Origin of the sequence: Bacillus sp. SJ-10 (assembly GCF_002843505.1) — a bacterium.
Taxonomy (GTDB): Bacteria; Bacillota; Bacilli; order Bacillales; family Bacillaceae; genus Bacillus; species Bacillus velezensis.
The window spans coordinates 3,270,128-3,293,217 of sequence record NZ_CP025258.1; the positions used below are offsets into that span (position 1 = coordinate 3,270,128).

Here is a 23,090-nt window from a genome sequence, read left to right on the forward strand (position 1 = left end):
CCTTCTTTAGTGTAGAAATAACGTATCCAATCTGCGCCTCAGCAGACTTTCGGTCTCATTCATCAATTTTTCACCAATGTCATCGACATGTCTGTTTCTCCATGATTCCAAATCCGTGCCCTTTACCCAATGATTAAAAGCGCCTAAAGACGGGCCGCAATGAACTTGGAAATTCACCTTTTGTTCTTCCTGCCCTTCCAAAGCAAGCAGACATCCTCTTTGCAAATACCACTTAAATAGTAACAGCATCTTATATTTTTGATTGCGCTCAGCTTTTTGGGCCAGGTTCGGCTGTTTTTCTATTATGCTTTCGTAGATTTCATCAAAAGTCTTGTTAAAATAATCATTTTCGAGCTGAATCTTTGTCTTTTCATCTATCTCATTCAAAGACTCGTATTGTTGGTAGATTTGAAATAATTTATTTGCCCTGACCGGAAACAGCGTGCCCTTTTTCAGCACCTGAACCTTTGTTCCGAACTCAAACAGAGTCTCCGAAGGCGCATAAGCAGTATCGCATATTCCTGTCTCACTCAGCATTTCTTTAACAAAACCGCTTGTTTCGGCTTCAACTGTACATTGATTAATGGATCCCGTCATAATAAAATCAGCGCCCATTAAAAAAGCAGACGCGGCAGACTCGGGAGTCCCGATTCCTCCCGCAGCCCCGATCCTTATCTTCCTTGCGTATTTGTGTGTTTCCATCATTTCATCCCGCAGGTTAACAAAAAACGGCAGCATCGCCGTCAATGAGCCCTGTTCGGTATTACTTCCGCAATCTGCTTCAATAATGATATCGTCTGCTAACGGAATACGGCTGAGCCACTCCGCCTGCTCTTCCGTCAGCATACCGTTCTGACACATTCTCTTTACGATACTTTGAGGAGGCGGACTCAGAAATGCGGCCGCAACTTCCGGCCGTGAAACTTTGGCAATGATCCGATTATGAGGTATGACGCTGCCGCTTTTGTCTATCTTCAACTGATGCGCTTTGTAATAAATTAATGGCGCGCTGACGGAAAGATACGAAGACGCTTCTATTACTCGTACGTCATGCTTGATATATAAATCTATCAATTCCTTTTCTCTATCTTGATGAGCCGGCTCAAATCGCAGATTCATACCGTAGGGCTGGCCATTTTTGAGTGTCTTCTTAATAGAAATAAGGGCCTGTTCAATTTCCCTTATCGTTAAACCTGCTGTTCCAAAGAACCCCAGCATTCCTTTCTTCCCGAGGCGGATCAGCATTTCAGCGGAAGAGATCCCTCTATGCATCGCACCTGCCAAATACGCGTATGTCAAACCGTAATCTTCTTTGAAAGATTGATCACCCAATCGGGACACCGGTGAAGCTGCACCGCTCTCTATATTTTCGGCCAAGAGGCTATGCTCTTTCCCGCTTTCCGAATTGTCCTTGTTCCCTTCAGGAAAAAAGAGACTGTCTTCCGGCGCACTGATAGTAAGCGGTTCCTCATCTCTTTGTATGGTTTGAATTAATTTAGTCAGAATGTTTCCGGGACCGATCTCTTCAAACACAGTGACGCCTTGTCCCATTAGATACCTGATGCTTTCAGTCCATTTTACCGAGTTTGTTATTTGTTCAATTAAATTCCGTTTGATATCTTCTTGTTTATAAGGTCTTGCCGTATAGTTAGAAATGACCGGGAAATTCAATTCAGAAAAATGAAACCCCTCGATAAATTCCGCAAATTCACGCTGTGCACTTTCCATGAAACGAGAATGAAAAGCCCCGCCGACCTGCAATACGATATAAGCTTTCGCCCCTTCTTTTTCAAAAAAAGAGGCTGCCCGCTTTATCTCTTCTGCAGCCCCTGCTATCACAATTTGTGAAGATGTATTGTAATTGGCGATATCTATTTGGCCGAATTCATACTTTTGAAGTATTTTTTTTATGTGGTGCTCATCCAGTCCGATCACGGCAGCCATTCCGCCCTCGGAAGCCTCACTCATTAACTCGCCTCTTTTAGCAACCAGCCGGAGACCTGTTTCAAAATTAAAAACACCGGCCGCAAAAAGCGCAGTATATTCACCCAGACTATGTCCTGCAACAGCATCAGGACGTGTATGACCTTCTTTTAAACCCTTTAAATATTGCAGTGCGCTCACTGTATAAATTGCAGGTTGTGTATACTTCGTATCAGTCAGCCTCTCTTTTTCGTCTGAAAGGCATAAATCCTTTATGGAGTATCCTAAAATATGATCTGCCTTTTTAATGAGCTCACCGAATTCATCGAATAAGTCTCTGCCCATTCCTTTAAACTGCGCTCCCTGTCCGGGAAAGACGTAAGCAAGCATTTGTTTTCCTCCTGTTCCGTATTTCTGCCGTTTCTTTTCGTTACGATTTTGATAAACGTTTTTCACTTCAATTTTAAAATTGTCGTTTACTTTCAGCACCCTTACTTAATAAGCATTACTAAGCAAAATAAAAAAACCTTTATGCCGGATAAAGGTTTAAAAGCAAAAAGCATGTACAAATATCATATTGCCGTAAATATAAATAGATAGAATTTTCTGATAATTAAAATCACATTTTCATTCTGTTTTATATATATATATATATCAATATAATAAAAACATTCCAACGTGCCGAAACAACGATTGGTTTTATGTGAATATTTCCCTAAATAAATACTATACTATGATTTACTTGTTGTCAATGGGAAACACACGTATTTACCAATTCTTCAGCCGCCTTTTTACAGGCGGCTGAACTCGGTTGTTATCAGTTCATCAGCCCATGCCGATATGCCTTCACTATACTATTTGCGGAATAATAGTTCTTTCTCTTTGTTGTAGTCTTTAGTAAATTGATTGAACTCATCTGCTTGTTTATGCACCTTTTCGTAAACTGAGTTTACTTTGCTGATTTGCTCTTCCAGCTGCGCTAATGTGAGCTTTTTATCTTTAATCAGTTTATAAAGGTCCTTATCAAGTGAAATGGCTTTTTCGTACTTTTTGTACAAAAGGTCATAAGATGCATACCTTTTCTCCATTAAAGCGACCGCATGCCCGGCTTTTTCTTTTACTTTCTTATCCTTTATTTCTTGAGAAGTTTTTTTTGCGGATTCAAACGCTTGTTTTGAATCATCAATACTGTCTTTTTCTGCTTTCAGATGTTTTTTTCGCTGATTTGCATTGCTCAGAGCCTGATCAGACAGTGTGACAATTTTCTGGTAATCATCCATATTCAGTTTAACCGCGCTGTCGTATAGCTGATGCTCTTTTTTCTCCAATTTTTCTAATGTTTTCTGCTCTTTTTGAAACGGTTTTTCCGCTTGAACGGCTTTTTCCATCGAGTCATGAAGCGATTCAACCGGATCTTTTCCCCCGCAGCCGGCAAGCAGCATACTTGCGGCGCCGAGCGCTCCGATTCCTGCTAATACCTTTTTTTGAATCATATTCACTTAAAATCCCCCAATCTTGACAATTTCCACTATAGAAGCCCGAACGCTTTTTGACAATAGCTGAGCTGTAATTGGCATGACCGGGTAAAGACGCTTACGGTGCTTTCAAAGAATACTTGCGTAAAAAATTGAGAAAACAGGGCGGATGACCATACATCTTTTTGGCTTTTACATAGTTTATAGTAGACGCCGGCCCTGCTGACAGAGGGTCAGCGTAATTAAAAGAGGAGGTTTTTTTATGTACGGATATGGATTTGGCGGCGGATTTGGCGGCGGTTGTTGCGGCGGCGGATATGGTTATGGCGGCGGTTACGGTTACGGCTGCGGCGGCGGATACGGCCGCACATTCGCATTAATCGTCGTATTGTTTATCTTATTAATCATCGTCGGTGCCGCTTATTTAGGCTGCGGCTGCTGACCTTATACACCATGAACATCGGCCGGCCTGCTATGGCCGGCCAATTGTTTCGTTGCGCCGCGATAAAGAAATTCGCTATAATTTACATATTAAGCTTTAGGAGTGAAGTTTCTTGATTACTATGGAAAATATTGTACGCGACGGACATCCCGCGCTCAGAGAGATCGCTGAAGAGGTTCAGCTTCCCGCTTCTGACGAAGAAAAACAGCATCTTGCTGATATGATTGAGTTTGTGAAAAACAGCCAAAATCCTGAATTAGCCGAGAAATACAAGCTTCGTCCGGGCGTCGGTCTTGCCGCTCCGCAAACAGACGTAAAAAAACGGATGATCGCCGTCCATGCAGAAGATGCGAAAGGCACTTTATACAGCTATGCTCTTTTTAACCCTAAGATCGTCAGCCACTCAGTGGAAAAAAGCTACTTGACGAGCGGAGAAGGCTGCCTGTCGGTAGACGAACCCATTCCCGGCTATGTGCCGCGCTACGCCCGCATCCGCGTAAAGGCGGTGACGCTTGAAGGAGAACAGATTGACATCCGTCTCAAAGGTTTTCCGGCCATCGTGTTTCAGCACGAAATCGATCATCTGAACGGCGTGATGTTTTACGACCATATCGACAAAGAAAATCCGTTCAAAGAACCTGAAAACGCCATTGCCATTGACCGTTAAAAATAACCGGCACTTCCCAAAGTGCCGGTTTTCTCTATTTCAAAAGGCCCAGTTCTTTGACGGCCCAGCTGATTCCCTCTTCATCCACCGGCTTTGTGACGAAATCGGCGGCAGCTTTTAATTCCGGAACCGCATTTCCCATCGCCACCCCGGTGCCGACAAAACGGATCATCTCAAGGTCATTTAGTCCGTCGCCGAATGCATAAGTGTCACTTACCCCGTACGGAAGCCGCTCAAGCACTCTTTTAATGCCTTCCGCTTTTGAACCGCCTTTCGGAAGCACATCCGTTGACAATTCATGCCAGCGGACATAATCAAACTCCGGAAAAGCGGCATATGCTTTTTCTTCATGACCGCGGCAGAATAAAAGCAGCTGATAAATTTCTTTTCCTTTATAAAATGTTTCATCAACTTCGGGATAAGGCGCTTTCAGACTGCCTATTCCTTCCGAGACGTGCGGATGTCCGGGGACGGTCGTTTTCATCGTGTCTTCCGCCATAAATACGACGGGGTGCTCCCCTTCTGCCGCCTGCTTTAATAAACGCGCAACTGCATCTTCAGGAAGCGGATTTTTATAAATGACCTCACCTTCAAATACGACATACTGGCCGTTGTATGAAATAAATGATTCAATCTCAAGCTCTTCCAGAATCGGTTTTACCATAAACGGGGACCTTCCGCTGGCGATAAAAACGTGATGGCCAGCCTCTTTAAGCGCCGTCACGGCGTTTCTTGCGCTATCGGGAATATGTTTATCATGGTCATAGATCGTGCCGTCAATATCAAAAAAAATCAATTTTGGTTTCATGTCAATTTCTCCTTTTTCCCGTTTATCAGTCGTGTCTTTTTCAATATCATCATACATAAAGTTTTTCTTCCGGAAAACCGCCTTGATGAAATTCCAGTTTTACCCACGAAAACAAATTCAGTTTTTCCGCATACTACTGCTATAAAGGGCTTCAAAGGAGGTATACGATGCTGCGCCGATTACGGAAGAAACTCAGAAGACAGTGGGGCGGAATGCTCCGGAAAAAAGTCATCGCGTAGAAGGGGTCTTTCGGTTTTTGAAAGTCCCTTTTTTGCTCGAGACTTTCCTTATAATCCGTTTTCGAATATAATAGAATAAGCGAGTCTAACATACGGCATTTAAGGAGAGATTTGGATGATTTATAAGGTATTTTATCAAGAGAAGGCTGACGAAGTACCTGTTCGGGAAAAAACAGATTCACTTTACATTGAGGGCGTTTCAGAACGGGACGTCAGAACGAAACTGAAAGATCAGAAATACAACATTGAATTTGTTCAGCCTGTGGACGGTGCTTTTTTAGAATATGAGAAGCAGAGCGAAAATTTTAAAGTATTGGAGTTATGAGCGGAATGAAATTTGTAAAAAATGACCAGACTGCCGTTTTCGCCCTCGGCGGATTGGGCGAGATCGGGAAAAATACGTACGGGGTGCAGTTTCAGGATGAAATTGTACTGATTGATGCGGGAATCAAGTTCCCGGAAGATGAACTTCTCGGCATTGATTACGTAATCCCCGATTACACGTATTTAGTAAAAAATGAAGATAAAATTAAAGGTCTGTTTATCACCCACGGTCACGAAGACCATATCGGCGGTATTCCGTACCTGCTCAGACAAGTAAATATTCCCGTTTACGGCGGTAAACTCGCGATCGGCTTACTTCGGAATAAACTTGAAGAGCACGGGCTGCTAAGACAGACCAAATTAAACATCATCGGTGAAGACGACATCGTGAAGTTCCGCAAGACGTCTGTATCCTTCTTCAGAACGACACACAGCATTCCGGATTCATACGGAATCGTCGTCAAAACACCGCCGGGCAATATCGTACATACCGGGGACTTTAAGTTCGATTTCACACCGGTAGGCGAACCGGCAAACTTGACTAAGATGGCTGAAATCGGGAAAGAAGGCGTTCTGTGCCTGCTTTCTGACAGTACAAACAGTGAGGTTCCTGATTTCACCATGTCAGAACGCCGCGTAGGCGAAAGCATTCACGATATTTTCCGAAAAGTGGACGGCAGAATTATATTTGCGACATTCGCTTCAAATATACACCGTCTTCAGCAGGTGATTGAAGCAGCCGTTTTAAACGGCAGAAAAGTTGCCGTATTCGGACGCAGTATGGAATCGGCTATTGAAATCGGACAAAATCTCGGTTACATTACCTGTCCTAAAAATACGTTTATTGAGCATAACGAAATCAATCGTATGCCTGCCAATAAGGTAACGATTTTATGTACGGGAAGCCAAGGTGAACCGATGGCGGCGTTATCACGCATCGCTAACGGGACGCACCGGCAGATTTCCATTAATCCCGGAGATACGGTCGTCTTTTCTTCCTCTCCGATTCCCGGAAACACAATCAGCGTAAGCCGCACCATCAACCAGCTGTACCGTGCGGGCGCAGAAGTCATTCACGGTTCATTGAATGACATTCATACATCCGGACACGGCGGACAGGAAGAGCAGAAATTAATGCTCCGCCTGATCAAACCGAAGTTCTTTATGCCGATTCACGGTGAGTACAGAATGCAGAAAATGCACGTCAAACTCGCGACTGATTGCGGCATACCTGAAGAAAACTGCTTTATCATGGATAATGGCGAAGTGCTGGCCCTCAAAGGCGAAGAAGCCGCTGTGGCAGGCAAAATTCCGTCCGGCTCCGTTTACATTGACGGAAGCGGAATCGGTGATATCGGCAATATCGTGCTCCGCGACCGCCGCATTCTTTCAGAAGAAGGCCTTGTTATCGTTGTTGTCAGCATCAATATGGACGACTTTAGGGTTTCGGCGGGACCTGATTTAATCTCAAGAGGTTTTGTTTACATGAGAGAATCCGGTGATTTGATCAATGACGCGCAGCAGCTCATTTCGAACCATCTGGAGAAAGTAATGGATCGGAAAACAACGCAGTGGTCCGAAATTAAAAACGAAATTACCGATACACTAGCTCCGTTCCTATACGAAAAAACAAAACGCCGCCCGATGATCCTTCCGATCATTATGGAGGTCTAAAAAAAACTGCACTCATTACGAGTGCAGTTTTTTTATTGCAGCGGAATATGCTGAAAGGCTTTGACATCAAACAGACCGGCCGCCGTCATTTTAATATCCGGAATCACCGGAAGCGCTAAAAACGATAATGTGAGAAACGGATTGAAATCACCGGTGAATCCGAGCAGAGAAAGCTTTTCATGAAGCACGCCCAAGCTGTCATTGACCCATTCCGCCGACTTATCAGACAAAAGCCCGGCGATCGGAAGCGGAACGGAATGAAGCAATTCTCCGTTTTTCACGGCTGTTAATCCTCCTCCGGTGTCACGGAGCCTGTTGATTGCTTTTGCCAAATCGGCATCGTTTGTACCGACGGCGATGATATTATGGGAATCGTGAGAAATGGTTGTGGCGATGGCGCCTTCTTTTAACCCGAACCCTTGTACAATCCCGAGTCCTATCATTTTTTCGCCGCTGTGCCGCTCTGCGACGGCGATTTTTAATAAATCATTTTCTGTATCAGGACGAAACGCGTCAGCAGACGGTGCAGGCACTTCTTTTTTTCTCGTCTCCAAATGATTCGGTATCATTTCGATTACGTTCATTTTCTTGCCCTCTTGAATCGGTATATGAAAATCCGATTCAGTCAGCGGCGCTTTCAGCCGCACTGTATCCAACAGCGCCTGGTCCGGCGAATAGGAACCGGCAGACTGTTCATAAACCGTGCGTCCGTTCTCGGCAACGGTCCGGCCGGCGACCATGGTCTTCGTGACGGCAGCCTCCCGTACATCTGAAATGAACAGCAGATCTGCGTCAAAACCCGGCGCTACCGCCCCTTTTGTTTCAAGACCGTAGCACTCAGCCGCATTTAAGCTGGCGAGCTGATACGCAAGGAATGGATCAAGTCCCGCCTTTATCGCCATTTTGACTTGGTGGTTCACACTTCCTTCTGAAAGCAGATCATCTACATGCTTATCATCCGTGCAAAAGAAAAAGCGCCGCGCGTTTTTTTCATTCACCGCCGGCAGCACATTGAGCGTATTTTTTGCCACCGATCCTTCGCGCAGCATGACATACATCCCCCGTCTGATTCTGTCCAGCGCTTCTTCTTTTGTCGTCACTTCATGATCATTTGACACCATTGCGGTTCTATATATATTGATGATATCTGAAGAGAGTCCGGCTAAATGCCCGTCGATCCGTTTTCCGTGACGCTTGGCATCAAGCAGTTTCTGAAGCATATCCTCTTGACCTTCCGCAACAGACACATAATCCATTACTTCCGCAAGTCCGAGCACCTCTTTCTCCTGATAAAAAGGCTTTAAATCCTCGGCTTTTAATACGGCTCCTGAGCGTTCAAAGCTAGCGGCGGGAACACAGGAAGGAAGCATGAAACGGATGTTCAGCGGCGCCTTTTTCGCCTGCTCTATCATAAATGAAATGCCTTTTGCTCCGGAAACGTTCGCAATTTCGTGAGGATCAGTAATGACCGTAGTCACTCCGTGTGGGAGGACGGCTTTAGCAAATTCAATCGGAGTAACCATAGAGGACTCGATATGAACATGTCCGTCAATAAAGCCCGGAACGATCATTTGGCCTTCTGCATCAATGACTTCTTCCCCTTCATATTCGCCCAGCCCGACGATCACTCCGTCCGTAATGGCGATATCTGCAGAAATCCATTCCTGGTTAAATACATCCATGATTTTTCCGTTTTTAATGACGGTATCGGCTTTTTGTCTGCCGGCTGATGCATTCAGCCGTTCAGCCAGTGTTTCTTTGTTCAAAATGAGGCCTCCTCTTTTTCTTTATATGGTACAATATGCTATCGGATCGCTTGATCATAGTCAATAAAAATCGCAGAAAATACCGCTTACACGATAAATGTCTTACTATTCTGACATAATAAAAGACCGCCCTTTTACGGACGGCTTTTCACTTTGTATGAAGCACTCTTTTTTCAAATCGGGAAATGTCCGTAAGAGAGCCGATAACGATGAGAATATCTTCTTTTTGGATCATTTCAGTCGCCAGCGGAGATACGATCACTTCTTTTTCTCTCTTGATGGCCACGATATTAATGCCGTACTTCGCCCGGATGTCCAGGTCAAGCAGTGTGTTGCCCGCAAGCCTGCTGTTGGCCACGATCTCCACAATGCTGTGTTCGTCGGACAGCTCCAAATAATCAAGCACATTATTTGATACGATGTTGTGGGCGATGCGTTTTGCCATGTCACGTTCAGGGTGGACGATGTGGTCGGCCCCGATTTTCGCAAGCACTTTCTCATGATAATCGTTCTGCGCTTTAACCGTGATCGTGTTCACGCCGAGTTCCTTTAAGATCAGCGTCGTTAAAATGCTCGCCTGTATATTTTCGCCGATTGCCACAATGACGTGGTCAAAGTTGCGCAGCCCTAAGTTTTTCAGCACCGATTCATCGGTTGAATCGCCGATGACCGCGTGTGATGCGATTTTGGCGTATTCATTTACTTTATCTTCATCAATATCCATCGCCATGACCTCAAGGCCTTCTTCACTTAATGCTTTGCAAATACTTCCGCCGAAGCGTCCGAGACCGATAACGGCAAACTCTTTTCTCATAACAGTACTCCTTTAAACAATATCTCTAATAGGAATAGTATCACATTTTCGGCAATGAGTTCATATAGCGTTTAAGCTTTTCTGAAAAGGCGGGCGATAAATACAGGTCCGCTCCGCGTTCGATTTCTTCCTGATAGTGACCCGGAGGCGCAATTTCCTCAGCTTTATCAAGAACGAGAAACGTCAGGACGCCTCTGTATACACGGCCGCCGGCACACACTTCTATGAATGCTGGACGGTATGTGTGGTTATCAACACCTTCTCTTTTGTACAGATAGGTTGCCGCTTCAAACGGGAGCTTGTACAGCACGCCTTCAGTTCGTCCCCCGTCTTCAACAAGATCGGCTCTGGAACCGTCAGGACGCCTTAACGTGAATCTCGTCGAATACCCTTCAACAACCGCCCCTCCGACCGGCTCGGCAAAAAAGTGGTCGACCCCCGCCTGTTTAAACCGGGCATTGTCCATACAGGAGCCGTAAGCGAAATAATAAACCGGACTGTCATCCTCCCGTTTCATAAAACGGTATTCTTTCCAGTCTCCGCTTTTGATACGGCTGAATGAGGCACACTGGCCGGGCTTTACGACATATGCGAAGGCGGTTTTATTCCCGGCATCCGTCGTCACGGCAACCTCTTTCCGATCAAAATCAGCATAATACGCATCCAGCTTACGGATCATCTGATGATCTGTTTCATACAATTCCCCGTACACAAAAGCTGTTTCTGCTAAAGACGCCGCAGGCTGACCTTTATCCGTTTCGTACAGCACGCCGTTTATCGCGGCCTGCTCGCACACACACGGAGCGCCTTTCAGCAGTTCATGGTTTTCTTCACGCTTCCGTAACAAACCGTATACAAAAAGAAGCAAGTTATTTTTCCTCCTTTTGGACAGCAGCCGCTTCTAACGGCAGAATCACCTGAAACGTACTGCCTTCTCCATTTTTGCTCTTAATGTTAAGTTTACCATTATGCTCCTTCAGAATTCGTAAACAAATCGGAAGACCGAGACCCGTTCCCTGATCTTTTGTTGAGAAAAACGGTTTCCCGATGTTTTCAAGCTTTTCTTTCGACATGCCGTTCCCTTCATCCTGTATGCTGATCACCGCGTATTCTTCATCCCGTTTTGTATAAATATGAATATTCCCGCCGTCAGGCATCGCTTCAATCGCATTTTTAATAATATTGATAAATACCTGTTTCAACTGGTTTTCGTCACCGTTGACCATACAGGACTCAGTCTGCCTGAAATCCTTCTCAATCACAGTGTTCGACAGCACCGCGTTCGTGTCAAGAAGCGTCGCCACCTGCCTTAAAATATGGTTGAGATGATGAGCGGTAAACGTCACGGTCTGCGGCTTGGCGAGCAGAAGCAGCTCCCCCAGCACGAGATCAATCCTTTTAATCTCCGAAAAAATAATATCAAAATAATCCGTTCTTTCCGGATACTGGGCTTTCATCAGCTGGAGAAAGCCGCTGACTGACGTTAAAGGATTTCTTACTTCATGGGCGATTCCTGCCGCAAGCTCCCCGGCAATGGCCAGCTTTTGAGATTGCATGGCAAGGCGTTCGTTCGTCTCCAGAAGCTCGTCGACCGCTTTTTTCCGTTCACTGATATCAGACATCGTCCCCAGGCTTCCGACAAATTTCTGTCTGCGGTCATAATACAGCTTATAATGGACTTCTCCCCAAAAGATCGAGCCGTCTCTTTTAATATATTTGGCCGTAAACATTCCTGACGGGGACTGCTGCTTGATTTGGGAGATAATATAATCAATGATATGTTTTTCTTTTATAAAATAATCATTATACATCGTGCCCATACATTCGCTGATGGAGTGGCCCGTAATCGCCGTCCAGGCCTGATTCAAATATGTAATATTCCCTTGTGCATCCGTCTGAAAAACGATTTCCTGCAGATTGTCCATGATCCGGTTTTTCTCATCTGAAAGCGCCTTTGCTTTCTGCTCGCTGTCCTTCAGCTCCGCCAGCAGCTGCTTTTTATTATCCACATAATAAGCCAGCAGCCAGACGCCGATTAATGTGACGGCGGTAAAGGTGATGTCAACTGGCCAGTTAATCGGATTCCGTTCAATCATATAAAATAAATAATCCCAAAACATAATAAAAATCATTGCCAAGATTAAGGAAATGATACGCGCTTGATATTTTCCCATAGTCCCACCTGCCGCTAGCATTTCTACATATATTGTAACATTGTTGACTGCATTATTGACTAAAAAATGATAACTATTCCCAATTAATTGAGCAGGTTCGCTTACTTTTCCCGTGAGTTTTTGCACAAGTTCATAATAAAAGGACGGAATGATGCTCCGCCCTTTTTGCCGATTATGATCTACCTTTTAACGCTTCCTCGATTTCCTCAAGCAGCATTTTCGCTCCTTCAGGACTTAAAATAATTTTGCCGTTGCCGTACTCCTGATTTTCGGAGGTAATTTCCCCCGTCATTAAGCAAATGCCGTGCGGCTTGTATTTTTTTAAGACAATTTTGTCTCCGTCAACGAAAAATTCAATACTATCTTTAATAGCGATATCCAATGCTCTTCTCAATTCAATCGGCATGACAATACGCCCGAGTTCGTCTACTTTTCTTACTACACCAATTGATTTCATAGAAATCCCCTACTTCCTTTAATGTCTCTTCTTTATGTCCAAGGAAAATCCTTCATAAACGTAGACGAAAGGAACGGAGCAAAAGTTTCTCAGCATCCGGAACTGAATGTTTTTTTACAGAAGAAAATCCTTTTGAAATATGGGATACAGACTTTCCCTCCTTTTTTACAAAAACATTTCATTCCCGGCGGAAACCCCCAAAAATCGTGGTTTTTCTCAGAAACTTTAAATGTAGAATCAATTAAATCAGGATAGGGATTGGGTGAAAACATGTTTCAATCAACTGAGATCGGAATCGACTTAGGAACCGCTAATATACTTGTTTACAGTAAAAATAAAGGAATTATTTTAAACGAACCTTCCGTTGTCGCTGTAGATACAACAACGAAAGCGGTGCTTGCCATCGGAACGGATGCCAAAAGCATGATCGGAAAGACGCCGGGGAAAATCGTCGCCGTACGGCCGATGAAAGACGGTGTCATTGCTGATTATGATATGACAACTGACTTATTAAAACACATTATGAAAAAAGCCGGAAAAAAAATCGGAATGACTTTCCGCAAACCGAATGTCGTCGTCTGCACGCCTTCAGGCTCAACAGCCGTTGAACGCCGCGCCATCAGTGACGCTGTCAAAAACTGCGGAGCGAAAAACGTTCACTTGATTGAAGAACCCGTAGCCGCTGCAATCGGGGCCGACCTCCCTGTTGACGAGCCGGTCGCAAACGTCGTCGTAGATATCGGCGGCGGTACGACTGAAGTCGCCATCATCTCATTCGGGGGCGTCGTATCCTGCCATTCGATCAGAATCGGCGGCGACCAGCTTGATGAAGATATCGCCTCGTTCGTCAGAAAAAAATACAACCTGCTGATCGGGGAACGTACGGCAGAACAAGTGAAAATGGAAATCGGTTTTGCATTGATTGAACATGTGCCGGAAACGATGGAAATCCGCGGCCGTGACCTTGTAACCGGTCTGCCGAAGACAATCAGACTGCAGTCTAATGAAATTCAGCACGCGATGCGTGAGTCGCTCCTGCATATTCTTGAAGCGATCAGAGCGACACTTGAAGATTGTCCGCCGGAGCTCAGCGGCGATATCGTTGACCGCGGCGTCGTGTTAACCGGCGGAGGCTCCCTTTTAAACGGGATGAAAGAATGGCTGACAGAAGAAATCGTCGTTCCCGTTCATTTGGCGGCAAATCCGCTTGAATCAGTGGCTATCGGCACGGGGCGTTCATTAGACGTCATCGACAAGCTGCAAAAAGCGATTAAATAATAAGATTGTGCTTCTTTTTTCTCCGGCCGGCTCATATTGTGAGAACTGGAGAAACATTAAGGAGGAAGCATATGCTTAGAGATGTGGGAAGACGCGTAGCAGTAGCCGTCATTTTAAGCGGAATTATTTTGGGGGGTATGAGCATTTCACTGGCCAATATGCCCCATTCTCCGGCCGGCGGCGCCGTAAAACTGAATCACCCGTAAAGACGCAGCAAAAGCTGTGTCTTTTTCGTTTGTGCTCCTTTCTTTCCTTTATGAGGCGATATTTGATATGATGAGAAAAACCGATGAGGAGGAATGAACGATGAGTTCGTTTACTGAAAAGTTACATACATATGCTCAGCTGGCGGTAGAAGTCGGCGTCAATGTCCAAAAAGGACAGCATGTCGTAATCAATGCCTCAACTGATGTTAGGGAACTTGTCAGACTGCTTGCCAAACATTCTTATGAAAAAGGCGCAAAAAACGTCACCGTAAATTGGCAGGACGATGAACTGTCCAGATTAAAATACGAGATGGCACCGTTTGAAGCGTTTGAAGAGTATCCTGAATGGGAAGCAAAAGGCAAAGAAGAGCTCGCGAAAAAAGGGGCTGCGTTTATTTCTGTCGTCTCATCCGACCCCGACCTGTTAAAAGGCACTGACGGCAAACGGATTGCAGCGTTCCAAAAAGCCGCCGGAAAAGCATTGCATACATACAGACAATATATTCAATCAGATAAGGTCAGCTGGACGGTGATCGGAGCGGCTTCAACAGGCTGGGCGAAAAAAGTGTTCCCGGATCAGCCGGAAGAAACAGCCGTTCAGCTTTTATGGGAAGAAATTTTCAAAACGACCCGCGTAAATGAAGAAAACCCTGTGGAAGCATGGAAAAAACATGATCAAAATCTTCATGAAAAAGTGGAACACCTGAACAAAAAACATTACAGCGCCCTGCATTATCAGGCTGAAGGAACAGACTTAACCATTGAACTGCCGAAAAAACATGTATGGGCAGGCGCGGGAAGCGTGAATGAGAGCGGGCACGAATTCATGGCCAACATGCCGACAGAAGAGGTTTTCACCCTTCCGCAGCGTGACGGGGTGAACGGCACGGTTTCCAGCACGAAACCGCTGAGCTACGGCGGCAACATTATTGATAACTTCACTCTTACCTTTGAAAACGGCCGCATTGTCGATGTGAAAGCTGAAAAAGGCGAGGAGATTTTAAAAGGCATCGTCGAAACCGATGAAGGCTCACACTATCTCGGAGAAGTGGCCTTAGTGCCGTACGATTCACCGATTTCACAATCAAATATTTTATTTTACAACACACTGTACGATGAAAACGCCTCTAACCACTTGGCGATCGGCAGTGCGTATGCCTTTAATATTGAGGGCGGTAAACAAATGACACGGGAAGAGCTTGTCAAAGAGGGCTTAAATGAAAGCATTACACACGTAGATTTTATGGTCGGTTCCAAAGATATGAATATCGACGGCATTACGGCGGACGGCAAAAGAGAACCGATCTTCAGAAACGGAAACTGGGCATTTTAATAAAAAAGGAGGCGATCAGGCCTCCTTTTTTTATTTCGCTTCATACATTTGCAAGTTGGCGCAGACGGTTTCCAAAACAGGTGTATCAACTGACAAGCCTTTCGCTTTCTCAAGCAAAAATCCGTGTAAATGATCACCTTCCGTCACCCTGCCCTTTTCCATATCTCTCAGCATCGACGATTTCATATGGTAAGACATGCTTGTCAATGTGCGATAACTCTCTTCTTCCAGACCAGGATCTTTCGGGATGCCGGCAGCCTTGAAAATGGCTCCGATTTCAGCAAAGAGGCGCTTTGCCGTGTTGAGGCCGCCTTCTGTTTCTAAAATCGGTCCGACCGGCTGTTGAAACAGAGTGGTCACTCCCGCCTGCGCGGCAATAAACATATATTTTTTCCAAATGTCCTTTTCAATATCCCGGCTGATGATGACATCCGCTTTCACACCTGCAAATGCGTTTTCCAGCTCGTTCATACGTTCTGTGCGTTCCCCGTTCCATTCACCGAAAACAAAGCGGTGGCCAGCGCTCGTATGAAGAATGTCCCCTTTGTCGTTAAGGGCGCTCTCAATAAAGCAGAGGCCGCCCAGCACCTGCCGTTTTGAAAAAGCTTCAAACAGCTGGTTATAGTGCCTGTATCCGTTTAAAAAAGGAATAATGACCGACGAAGGTTTGACAAACGGTTTGACATCCCGAATAACGTCCTGCAAAGAATACGCTTTTGAAGCGATAATAACGGCGTCAAATGCTCCTTCTTCGCCCGCCATCATTAATTTCGGCTTGATTGAAACATCACCTTTTGCACTTTTGACGATCAAACCCGTTTCTTGTAATTGTTCCGCCCGTTTCTTGCGGACGAGAAACGTAACGTCATTTCCCTTTTCTGCAAGACGCGCGCCGATATATCCGCCCACTCCTCCAGCTCCGACAATTAAAAACTTCATGATGCATTCCTCCGTATCTTTTCAAGTTATGTATTCATTTATTGTAACGGGAAGTCAGAAGATTGAAAACTTTTTTCATAAATAAAGAAGCAGAGTCTCCCCTGCTTCTTTATTACGCGTATAGCTCTTCAAGCTTTTTCTGTACATCCGCGTTTTCAAGAAATTCGTCATAAGACATTTGTTTGTCAACAATGCCTTTAGGCGTTAATTCAATGATGCGGTTGGCAATTGTCTGTACAAACTGATGGTCATGAGATGAAAACAGCATAGCGCCTTTAAAGCTGATTAAGCCGTTGTTAAGCGCCGTAATGGATTCCAAATCTAAGTGGTTTGTCGGTTCATCCAGAATTAAGATATTCGCGCCGGAAAGCATCGCTTTTGAAAGCATGCAGCGCACTTTTTCTCCTCCGGAAAGAACGTTTGATTTTTTGTTGACTTCTTCTCCTGAGAACAGCATGCGTCCTAAGAAACCGCGCAGAAAGCTTTCACTTTGGTCATGCGGCGAGTATTGGCGGAGCCAGTCAACAAGGTTCGCATCGCTGCCGTCAAAATACTCGCTGTTGTCTTTAGGGAAGTACGCCTGAGAAGTGGTCACGCCCCATTTAAATGTGCCGCTGTCAGCTTCCATTTCCCCGGAAATGATTTTAAACAATGTCGTAACGGCAAGTTCGTTGCGGCCCGTAAAAGCGATTTTATCTTCTCTGTTCATAATAAAGCTGACGTTATCAAGCACTTTTACCCCGTCAATCGTTTTTGTTAAGCCTTCAACCCGCAGCACGTCATTTCCGATCTCGCGTTCCGGCGTGAAATTGACATAAGGATAACGGCGTGATGACGGTTTGATATCATCAAGCGTGATTTTATCAAGGAGTTTCTTTCTTGATGTCGCCTGCTTTGATTTAGAAGCGTTGGCGCTGAATCTGGCCACGAATTCCTGAAGCTGTTTAATCTGCTCTTCTTTTTTCTTGTTGGCTTCCTGAGAAAGCTTTAAAGCAAGCTGGCTGGATTCATACCAGAAATCATAGTTGCCGACGTACACTTGAATTTTATTAAAATCAAGATCGGCGATGTGCGTGCACACTTTATTTAAAAAGTGACGGTCATGGGATACGACGATGACTGTGTTCTCAAAGTTGATTAAAAACTCTTCCAGCCACTGAATCGCTTTCAGATCCAAGTGGTTGGTCGGTTCATCAAGCAGCAGAACGTCCGGCTTGCCGAACAGCGCCTGTGCCAAAAGCACTTTCACCTTTTCTGAACCGCCTAAGTCCGCCATTTTCTTCGTATGCAGGTCTTCAGAGATGCCCAGGCCCTTTAACAAAATAGCGGCTTCACTTTCAGCTTCCCATCCGTTTAATTCCGCAAACTCTCCTTCAAGCTCAGCGGCGCGGATGCCGTCTTCATCTGAAAAATCAGGCTTCATATAAATCGCGTCTTTTTCCTGCATAACTTCGTATAAACGTTTATGTCCCATAATGACGACTTTCAGCACTTCGAAGTCTTCATATTCAAAGTGGTTCTGCTTCAGAATGGCAAGACGTTCACCCGGGCTCATATGGACATCGCCGGTCTGCGGCTCCAGCTCACCGGATAAAATTTTCAAAAATGTTGATTTTCCGGCACCGTTTGCGCCTATTAATCCGTAGCAGTTGCCCGGCGTAAATTTAATATTGACATCTTCAAATAACTTGCGATCCGCAAAACGCAAGCTCACATTATTTACAGCAATCATTTAGAATCCTCCATCGTGTCTATCATCATTAAAAGTATACCATGAATAAAGGGGAAGAGAAATGTTTCCCTGCGAATATACGGGTTTGAAAAGATGCAGGCGTCAAACCCGGAGCGCTGTGATACAATAGATATATATACATATTCATCACGGAGGAACAAGTTGAAGCTTTTAACACTCACAGAATACTGTCTTATGATTTTCTTCACCGGGGTTTTTCTGGCCGTCACAGGCTTTACGGCCCGTGACATCGGCTTGTACGTGGGAATCGCCCTCATTTATACGTTTTCGCATCTCTTTTCAAAACGGATGCTTGAAAAACGCGGCAAAGAGAAGAAGCAGGTGAACCTTTTTTTCAGCGTTCTGGCCATTGTCGGATCAGTGCTGGCCACGGTATTGTTCATCGCCGTCGCCGCCTCGTTTGCCAAATAAAAAACGCCTGCTGTCCAAATCGGGCAGCGCGGCGTTTTTATTTTGTCTGACGCATATCATGAAATGGGAAGAACACAAACTTCGAGGTGCCGACGATCCGGTTTTCGGCAATTAAACCGAGTCCGTTCCGGCTGTCCATTGAGTTCAGCCGATTGTCGCCCATGACGAAGTATTTGCCTTTCGGAACCTTTACGGGGCCGAAATCTCCCGTCAGGTTGACTCCCAGTTTTTTCGCTTCTTTTTTATTGCTCGCGAGGTACGGTTCTGCGATTTTTTTGCCGTTTATATAAAGCGTGTCATTTTTCATTTCCACCGTTTCTCCCGGTTTTCCGATGAGACGCTTTACATAATGGACTTTCGATGTATCGCCGTTAATAATGACGATGTCCCCCCGCTCGATTTCTCCGATATAATTGACGCTTTTGTTGACAAACAGCCTTTCACCGTCATGTAATGTCGGGTACATTGATGATCCTTCCACTAAGTACGGTTCGAACAGGAAATGGCGGATTAACAGCGCAAGTGCGACCGCTATAATGATGGCCTTTCCCCATTCCCAATACGTGTTGGATTTTCTTTTTACCGATTTTTCAGAAGTAGGTTTTTGTTCTTCAGTCAACGTGGTTCCTCCTAGACGATCACTGTTTCAGTTCATGCACCATCTTTACTTTATCATAACTCATCACAAAATACATAACGCTTCTATGCGTACATGATTGAAAAAAGCGCCCGTAAAGGACGCTTTTTGCTTATTTCTCTACAACCGGTTTTTTGACGATTCCCAAGATAACAGCCGTTACAATCGCTCCGATCACGATGCTCATTAAATAAAGCAGCGGATGGTTCGTAATGAATGCAACGAATATTCCTCCGTGCGGTGCAGGAAGCGTTACACGGAAAAACTCTGTCAACCCGCCAGCTACCGCAGAACCGACAACGGCTGCAGGGATGACGCGAAGCGGATCAGCCGCTGCAAACGGGATGGCGCCTTCTGTAACGAAAGCTGCTCCCATGAAGTAGCACGTAATACCGGCTTCACGGTCACGTTTAGAGAATTTGTGTTTAAAGAATGTTGTCGCCAGTGCGATTCCAAGCGGCGGAGCCATTCCGCCCGCCATGATGGCCGCATGCGGCGCATAGTTTCCGGCATCGATCATCGCAATTCCGAAAGTGAACGCCGCTTTATTGAGCGGGCCGCCCATGTCGATAGCCATCATACCGCCTAAAATAATCCCCATTAAAACAAGGTTTCCAGTTCCAAGGCTTTCAAGCCAATTTGTTAAGAAATTCATGAACGCTGCTACAGGTGTGTTAATGACAAATTGCATCAGAACTCCTGTGATAAAAATACCGAGCAGCGGATAAATCAATACAGGTTTTAATCCGTCAAGAGATTGAGGGATAAAGACAAACAGCTTTTTCAGCAGGATTACGACATAACCGGCTAAGAATCCGGCAATCAGTCCGCCCAAGAATCCGGCATTCGCCTGCGTAGCCATAAATCCGCCGACCATACCCGGCGCAAATCCCGGACGGTCCGCAATACTCATTGCGATGAATCCGGCAAGAACGGCAACGATCAGTTTTAACGCATTATCGCTGCCGATAAAGTTCAGCGCTGCGGCAAACGTGTTGTATGTCGGGTCTTTCGGATCAGCTGAATGAATTCCCCAGAAGAATGAGATCGCAACGAGAATTCCGCCGCCGACGACAAATGGCAGCATGTTGCTGACACCGCTCATTAAGTGTTTATAGAAAGTGCTTCCGATACTTGTGCCTGATTTCTGTTTCGGGCCGTCTTCATTTGAAGCGGAAGATCCGCCGCCGCTGCCCTCGTAAATCGGCGCATCTTGGTTAACGGCTTTTTCAATCAGTTCCTGAGGACGTCTGATACCAGCTGTTACAGGTACTTGAAGAACATGTTTGCCTTTAAAGCGCTCCATTTCAACCTGTTTATCAGCCGCCACGATGATCGCAGGCGCGTCTTCAATTTCTTGAGCCGTCAGCTTATGTTTGATACCGCTTGAGCCGTTTGTCTCGACTTTAATGTCAACGCCGAGCTCTTTCGCTTTTTCCTTCAGTGCGTCAGCTGCCATGAACGTATGGGCGATACCTGTCGGACATGCCGTAACGGCAAGGATTTTGCCTTTTCCTGACGGCGCTGCCTGTTCTTCCTGCTCTTCTTCTTCCTCATCGTCATCTTTGTCATGCTGATTGATGATGTCAATGATCGCGTCTTCTGATTCAGCTTCAAGAAGCTGTTTGCGGATTTCCTCACGCATAAGAAGCGTTGAAAGTCTTGATAATGCCTCAAGGTGCGTATTATTCGCTCCTTCGGTTGCCGCAATCATAAAGACCAGGTGTGCCGGCTGACCGTCTAATGATTCATAATCCACACCATCTTTTGAACGGCCGAATGCGATGGCCGGGTTAATGACGCTCGCCGTCTTCGCATGAGGAATGGCAATGCCTTCGCCGATTCCCGTCGAGCTTTGGCTTTCACGATTTAAAATGGCTGCTTTGTAAGCCTCTCTGTCATTTAATCTGCCGGCTTTGTCAAGCACTGTCACCATTTCATCGATAACGTTTTCTTTCTCTTTGCTTTCTATATTGAGATGAATTGTATCTCTTGTTAACAGCTCAGTTATCTTCACTTTTCTTTCCTCCTCTATAGACGTGTGACTTTAACTTCAGGAAGAAGCTGCTGTACAAACTCTTCAGTTCCGAGTTCTTCAGAAAATGCCGTCGCGCTTCCGGAAGCAACTCCTAAACGGAACGCATCTTCCAAAGGCAGCTGTTTTGAAATTCCCGCAAGGAATCCCGCGACGACGGAATCACCCGCGCCTACCGAATTGACAAGCTTTCCTTTAGGAACATTGGCGAGGAAAACCGCCTCTTTCGTAAATAAAAGCGCACCGTCGCCAGCCATCGAAACAATCGCGTGTTCAGCGCCTTGTTCAATTAATTTTTTACCGTAAGGAACGGCAGCTTCGGCTGAATCAATGACCGTATTGAACATTTCCCCAAGCTCATGATGATTCGGCTTCATCAAAAACGGTTTCATTTCTGTCGCTTTCATCAGCGCTTCACCGGAGATGTCCACCACTACCCGGGCATTCTGCTTTCTGCATGCCTCAGCAATTTTTTCATACGTGTTATGCGGCAGGGAAGAAGGAATGCTTCCCGCTAAAACGATGATGTCTCCCTCTTCCAGAGCGGAGAACTGTTCTAAAAAGGCATTGAACACTTCATCTGAAATCGTCGGGCCCTGTCCGTTAATTTCCGTTTCATCGCCCGTTTTCAGTTTTACATTTATACGCGTGTCTTCATCTACCTCAGAAAAAGCCGTTTCCAGACCTTCCTGCTGCAAAAATGACGTGATATAATTTCCGGTAAATCCGCCGACAAACCCCAATGCTTTTGACGGCACATGGTGTCTTTTCAGTAATCTCGAAACGTTGATGCCTTTTCCGCCGGGATACTTCGTGTCATAGCTGGAACGGTTTAAACCGCCTACGGCAAAATCTTCAACGTGAACGATATAGTCAACAGACGGATTGAGGGTTACAGTGTAAATCATGGTTTCACTACCTTTACGACAGTTTTTTCTTGGTAATTATCGAATGCAAGTTCTTCAGCTTCAGTGGTAATGATAGCGGCATCGCCCAAGGCGGCGAACGCTGCGAAAGAAATCTCGCCGAATTTAGAAGGATCGGCTAAAACATACGCATTTTTCGCCTGTCTCACAGCCTTTGTCTTCAGAAGAGCCTCATCCGGATCGGGTGTTGTAAAGCCGGCTTCAATGTGCACGCCGTTCACCCCGAGAAAGCTTTTGTCAAAACGGTACTGGCTGACCGCCGTTAATGAGGCGCCGCCGATCATCGCACCTGTTCTATGCTTCACATATCCTCCGAGAAGATAAAAAGGAATCCCTTTCCTTATTAAAGCGTCGATATGCATAACTCCGTTTGTGACAACCACAATGTCCTTTGTATGATCTATAAAATCAATCATGTGCAATGTAGTTGTTCCCGCATCGAGGTAAATACAGTCACCTTCTTCTAATAAAGATGCCGCTTCTTCTGCGATCTTCAGTTTATCTTGAAGGTTTTTGGAGGATTTTTCAAGCATATCGGGTTCTTGCCTGCTGTTGGAAAGTTTAGACGCCCCGCCGTGAACGCGCTTTAAAAACCCGCGCTCTTCAAGTGTTGATAAATCTCTTCTGATCGTTGATTCAGAAGCGTTTGTCATGCTTATCAGCTCTTGAATCTTCACCACATCTCGCTTTTCAATCTGATCCATAATCAGCTGATACCTTTCAGGAGTGAGCATATTCCGCCTCCTTTGAAAACGTATTCATTTCGGCTGCAAGATAATTGTAAACGCTTTTTTTACTTCAAGCAACTA

22 protein-coding genes are annotated in these 23,090 nt (G+C 45.3%); 8 read left to right on the forward strand and 14 right to left on the reverse strand.

What is annotated here, in order from left to right; all coding sequences use genetic code 11:
• Positions 1-6 precede the first annotated feature (6 nt).
• Positions 7-2,313 (reverse strand): ACP S-malonyltransferase, encoded by a 2,307-nt coding sequence (fabD, locus tag CXL14_RS15945; RefSeq protein ID WP_014417640.1) that lies wholly within the window; start codon positions 2,311-2,313, stop codon positions 7-9.
• 464 nt (positions 2,314-2,777) lie between these two features.
• A complete protein-coding gene (locus CXL14_RS15955; protein WP_014417638.1) occupies positions 2,778-3,416 on the reverse strand; it encodes a YkyA family protein in 639 nt (212 codons plus the stop codon).
• Between the two features lie 244 nt (positions 3,417-3,660).
• Between CXL14_RS15955 and CXL14_RS15960 the strand changes: the two genes are divergently transcribed.
• Complete coding sequence (locus CXL14_RS15960) at positions 3,661-3,840, forward strand: YjcZ family sporulation protein (RefSeq protein WP_007409651.1); 180 nt, start codon at positions 3,661-3,663, stop codon at positions 3,838-3,840.
• Positions 3,841-3,952: 112 nt separating this feature from the next.
• Positions 3,953-4,507 (forward strand): peptide deformylase, encoded by a 555-nt coding sequence (gene def, locus CXL14_RS15965; RefSeq protein ID WP_003154544.1) that lies wholly within the window; start codon positions 3,953-3,955, stop codon positions 4,505-4,507.
• 34 nt (positions 4,508-4,541) lie between these two features.
• Here the strand turns inward: def and CXL14_RS15970 are convergent, their stop codons facing one another.
• Positions 4,542-5,315 carry a Cof-type HAD-IIB family hydrolase gene (locus CXL14_RS15970; RefSeq protein ID WP_031378771.1) on the reverse strand — a complete coding sequence of 258 codons (774 nt, stop codon included), beginning with the start codon at positions 5,313-5,315 and terminating at the stop codon, positions 4,542-4,544.
• Between the two features lie 354 nt (positions 5,316-5,669).
• Between CXL14_RS15970 and CXL14_RS15980 the strand changes: the two genes are divergently transcribed.
• Positions 5,670-5,879 (forward strand): DNA-dependent RNA polymerase subunit epsilon, encoded by a 210-nt coding sequence (locus tag CXL14_RS15980; protein ID WP_003154548.1) that lies wholly within the window; start codon positions 5,670-5,672, stop codon positions 5,877-5,879.
• Between the two features lie 5 nt (positions 5,880-5,884).
• Positions 5,885-7,552, forward strand: coding sequence for a ribonuclease J1 (gene rnjA / locus CXL14_RS15985; RefSeq protein ID WP_053285006.1), 1,668 nt, complete (start codon positions 5,885-5,887; stop codon positions 7,550-7,552).
• A 32-nt stretch (positions 7,553-7,584) separates the two neighbouring features.
• Here rnjA and ade read toward each other — a convergent pair whose 3' ends face one another.
• The 5 genes from ade to CXL14_RS16010 form a co-directional block, all read right to left on the reverse strand.
• Positions 7,585-9,318, reverse strand: coding sequence for an adenine deaminase (gene ade / locus CXL14_RS15990; protein ID WP_053285007.1), 1,734 nt, complete (start codon positions 9,316-9,318; stop codon positions 7,585-7,587).
• A 148-nt stretch (positions 9,319-9,466) separates the two neighbouring features.
• Positions 9,467-10,132 (reverse strand): Ktr system potassium transporter KtrC, encoded by a 666-nt coding sequence (gene ktrC / locus CXL14_RS15995; RefSeq protein ID WP_003154554.1) that lies wholly within the window; start codon positions 10,130-10,132, stop codon positions 9,467-9,469.
• 40 nt (positions 10,133-10,172) lie between these two features.
• The gene (locus CXL14_RS16000) at positions 10,173-11,000 is read right to left on the reverse strand and encodes a gamma-glutamylcyclotransferase family protein (RefSeq protein WP_014417635.1); all 828 of its coding nucleotides are present in this window, start codon (positions 10,998-11,000) and stop codon (positions 10,173-10,175) included.
• Between the two features lies 1 nt (position 11,001).
• Positions 11,002-12,306, reverse strand: a complete 1,305-nt coding sequence (locus CXL14_RS16005) for an ATP-binding protein (RefSeq protein WP_014417634.1) — start codon at positions 12,304-12,306, stop codon at positions 11,002-11,004.
• A 172-nt stretch (positions 12,307-12,478) separates the two neighbouring features.
• Positions 12,479-12,763, reverse strand: coding sequence for a transcriptional regulator AbhA (locus CXL14_RS16010; protein ID WP_014417633.1), 285 nt, complete (start codon positions 12,761-12,763; stop codon positions 12,479-12,481).
• Between the two features lie 270 nt (positions 12,764-13,033).
• Here CXL14_RS16010 and mreBH point away from each other — a divergent pair, with 270 nt between their 5' ends.
• The 3 genes from mreBH (at position 13,034) to CXL14_RS16030 (ending at position 15,580) form a co-directional block, all read left to right on the forward strand.
• The gene (gene mreBH / locus CXL14_RS16020) at positions 13,034-14,041 is read left to right on the forward strand and encodes a cell shape-determining protein MreBH (RefSeq protein ID WP_014417632.1); all 1,008 of its coding nucleotides are present in this window, start codon (positions 13,034-13,036) and stop codon (positions 14,039-14,041) included.
• Positions 14,042-14,112: 71 nt separating this feature from the next.
• Positions 14,113-14,247, forward strand: a complete 135-nt coding sequence (locus tag CXL14_RS16025) for a protein YkpC (protein WP_003154559.1) — start codon at positions 14,113-14,115, stop codon at positions 14,245-14,247.
• 100 nt (positions 14,248-14,347) lie between these two features.
• Entirely contained in the window at positions 14,348-15,580 is a 1,233-nt protein-coding gene (locus CXL14_RS16030; RefSeq protein WP_007409644.1) for an aminopeptidase, read from the forward strand.
• Positions 15,581-15,610: 30 nt separating this feature from the next.
• On the opposite strand, the gene CXL14_RS16035 is transcribed toward CXL14_RS16030, so the two are convergent.
• The gene (locus CXL14_RS16035; protein WP_014417631.1) at positions 15,611-16,519 is read right to left on the reverse strand and encodes a ketopantoate reductase family protein; all 909 of its coding nucleotides are present in this window, start codon (positions 16,517-16,519) and stop codon (positions 15,611-15,613) included.
• A gap of 112 nt (positions 16,520-16,631) precedes the next feature.
• Positions 16,632-18,251 (reverse strand): ABC-F family ATP-binding cassette domain-containing protein, encoded by a 1,620-nt coding sequence (locus CXL14_RS16040; RefSeq protein ID WP_007409642.1) that lies wholly within the window; start codon positions 18,249-18,251, stop codon positions 16,632-16,634.
• Between the two features lie 162 nt (positions 18,252-18,413).
• Here CXL14_RS16040 and CXL14_RS16045 point away from each other — a divergent pair, with 162 nt between their 5' ends.
• Positions 18,414-18,683, forward strand: a complete 270-nt coding sequence (locus tag CXL14_RS16045) for a hypothetical protein (protein WP_021493749.1) — start codon at positions 18,414-18,416, stop codon at positions 18,681-18,683.
• A gap of 37 nt (positions 18,684-18,720) precedes the next feature.
• Here the strand turns inward: CXL14_RS16045 and sipT are convergent, their stop codons facing one another.
• From sipT to CXL14_RS16065, 4 genes are all read right to left on the reverse strand, one after another.
• Positions 18,721-19,302: a signal peptidase I sipT gene (sipT, locus tag CXL14_RS16050; RefSeq protein ID WP_003154568.1), complete on the reverse strand. Its 582-nt coding sequence runs from the start codon at positions 19,300-19,302 to the stop codon at positions 18,721-18,723.
• 130 nt (positions 19,303-19,432) lie between these two features.
• On the reverse strand, positions 19,433-21,337 hold the full coding sequence (locus tag CXL14_RS16055) for a PTS fructose transporter subunit IIABC (protein ID WP_014417629.1): 1,905 nt from the start codon (positions 21,335-21,337) through the stop codon (positions 19,433-19,435).
• A 14-nt stretch (positions 21,338-21,351) separates the two neighbouring features.
• A complete protein-coding gene (pfkB, locus tag CXL14_RS16060) occupies positions 21,352-22,263 on the reverse strand; it encodes a 1-phosphofructokinase (RefSeq protein WP_014417628.1) in 912 nt (303 codons plus the stop codon).
• Complete coding sequence (locus tag CXL14_RS16065) at positions 22,260-23,015, reverse strand: DeoR/GlpR family DNA-binding transcription regulator (RefSeq protein WP_014417627.1); 756 nt, start codon at positions 23,013-23,015, stop codon at positions 22,260-22,262. Before CXL14_RS16065 ends, pfkB begins: the two co-directional genes overlap by 4 nt.
• Between the last annotated feature and the right edge of the window lie 75 nt (positions 23,016-23,090).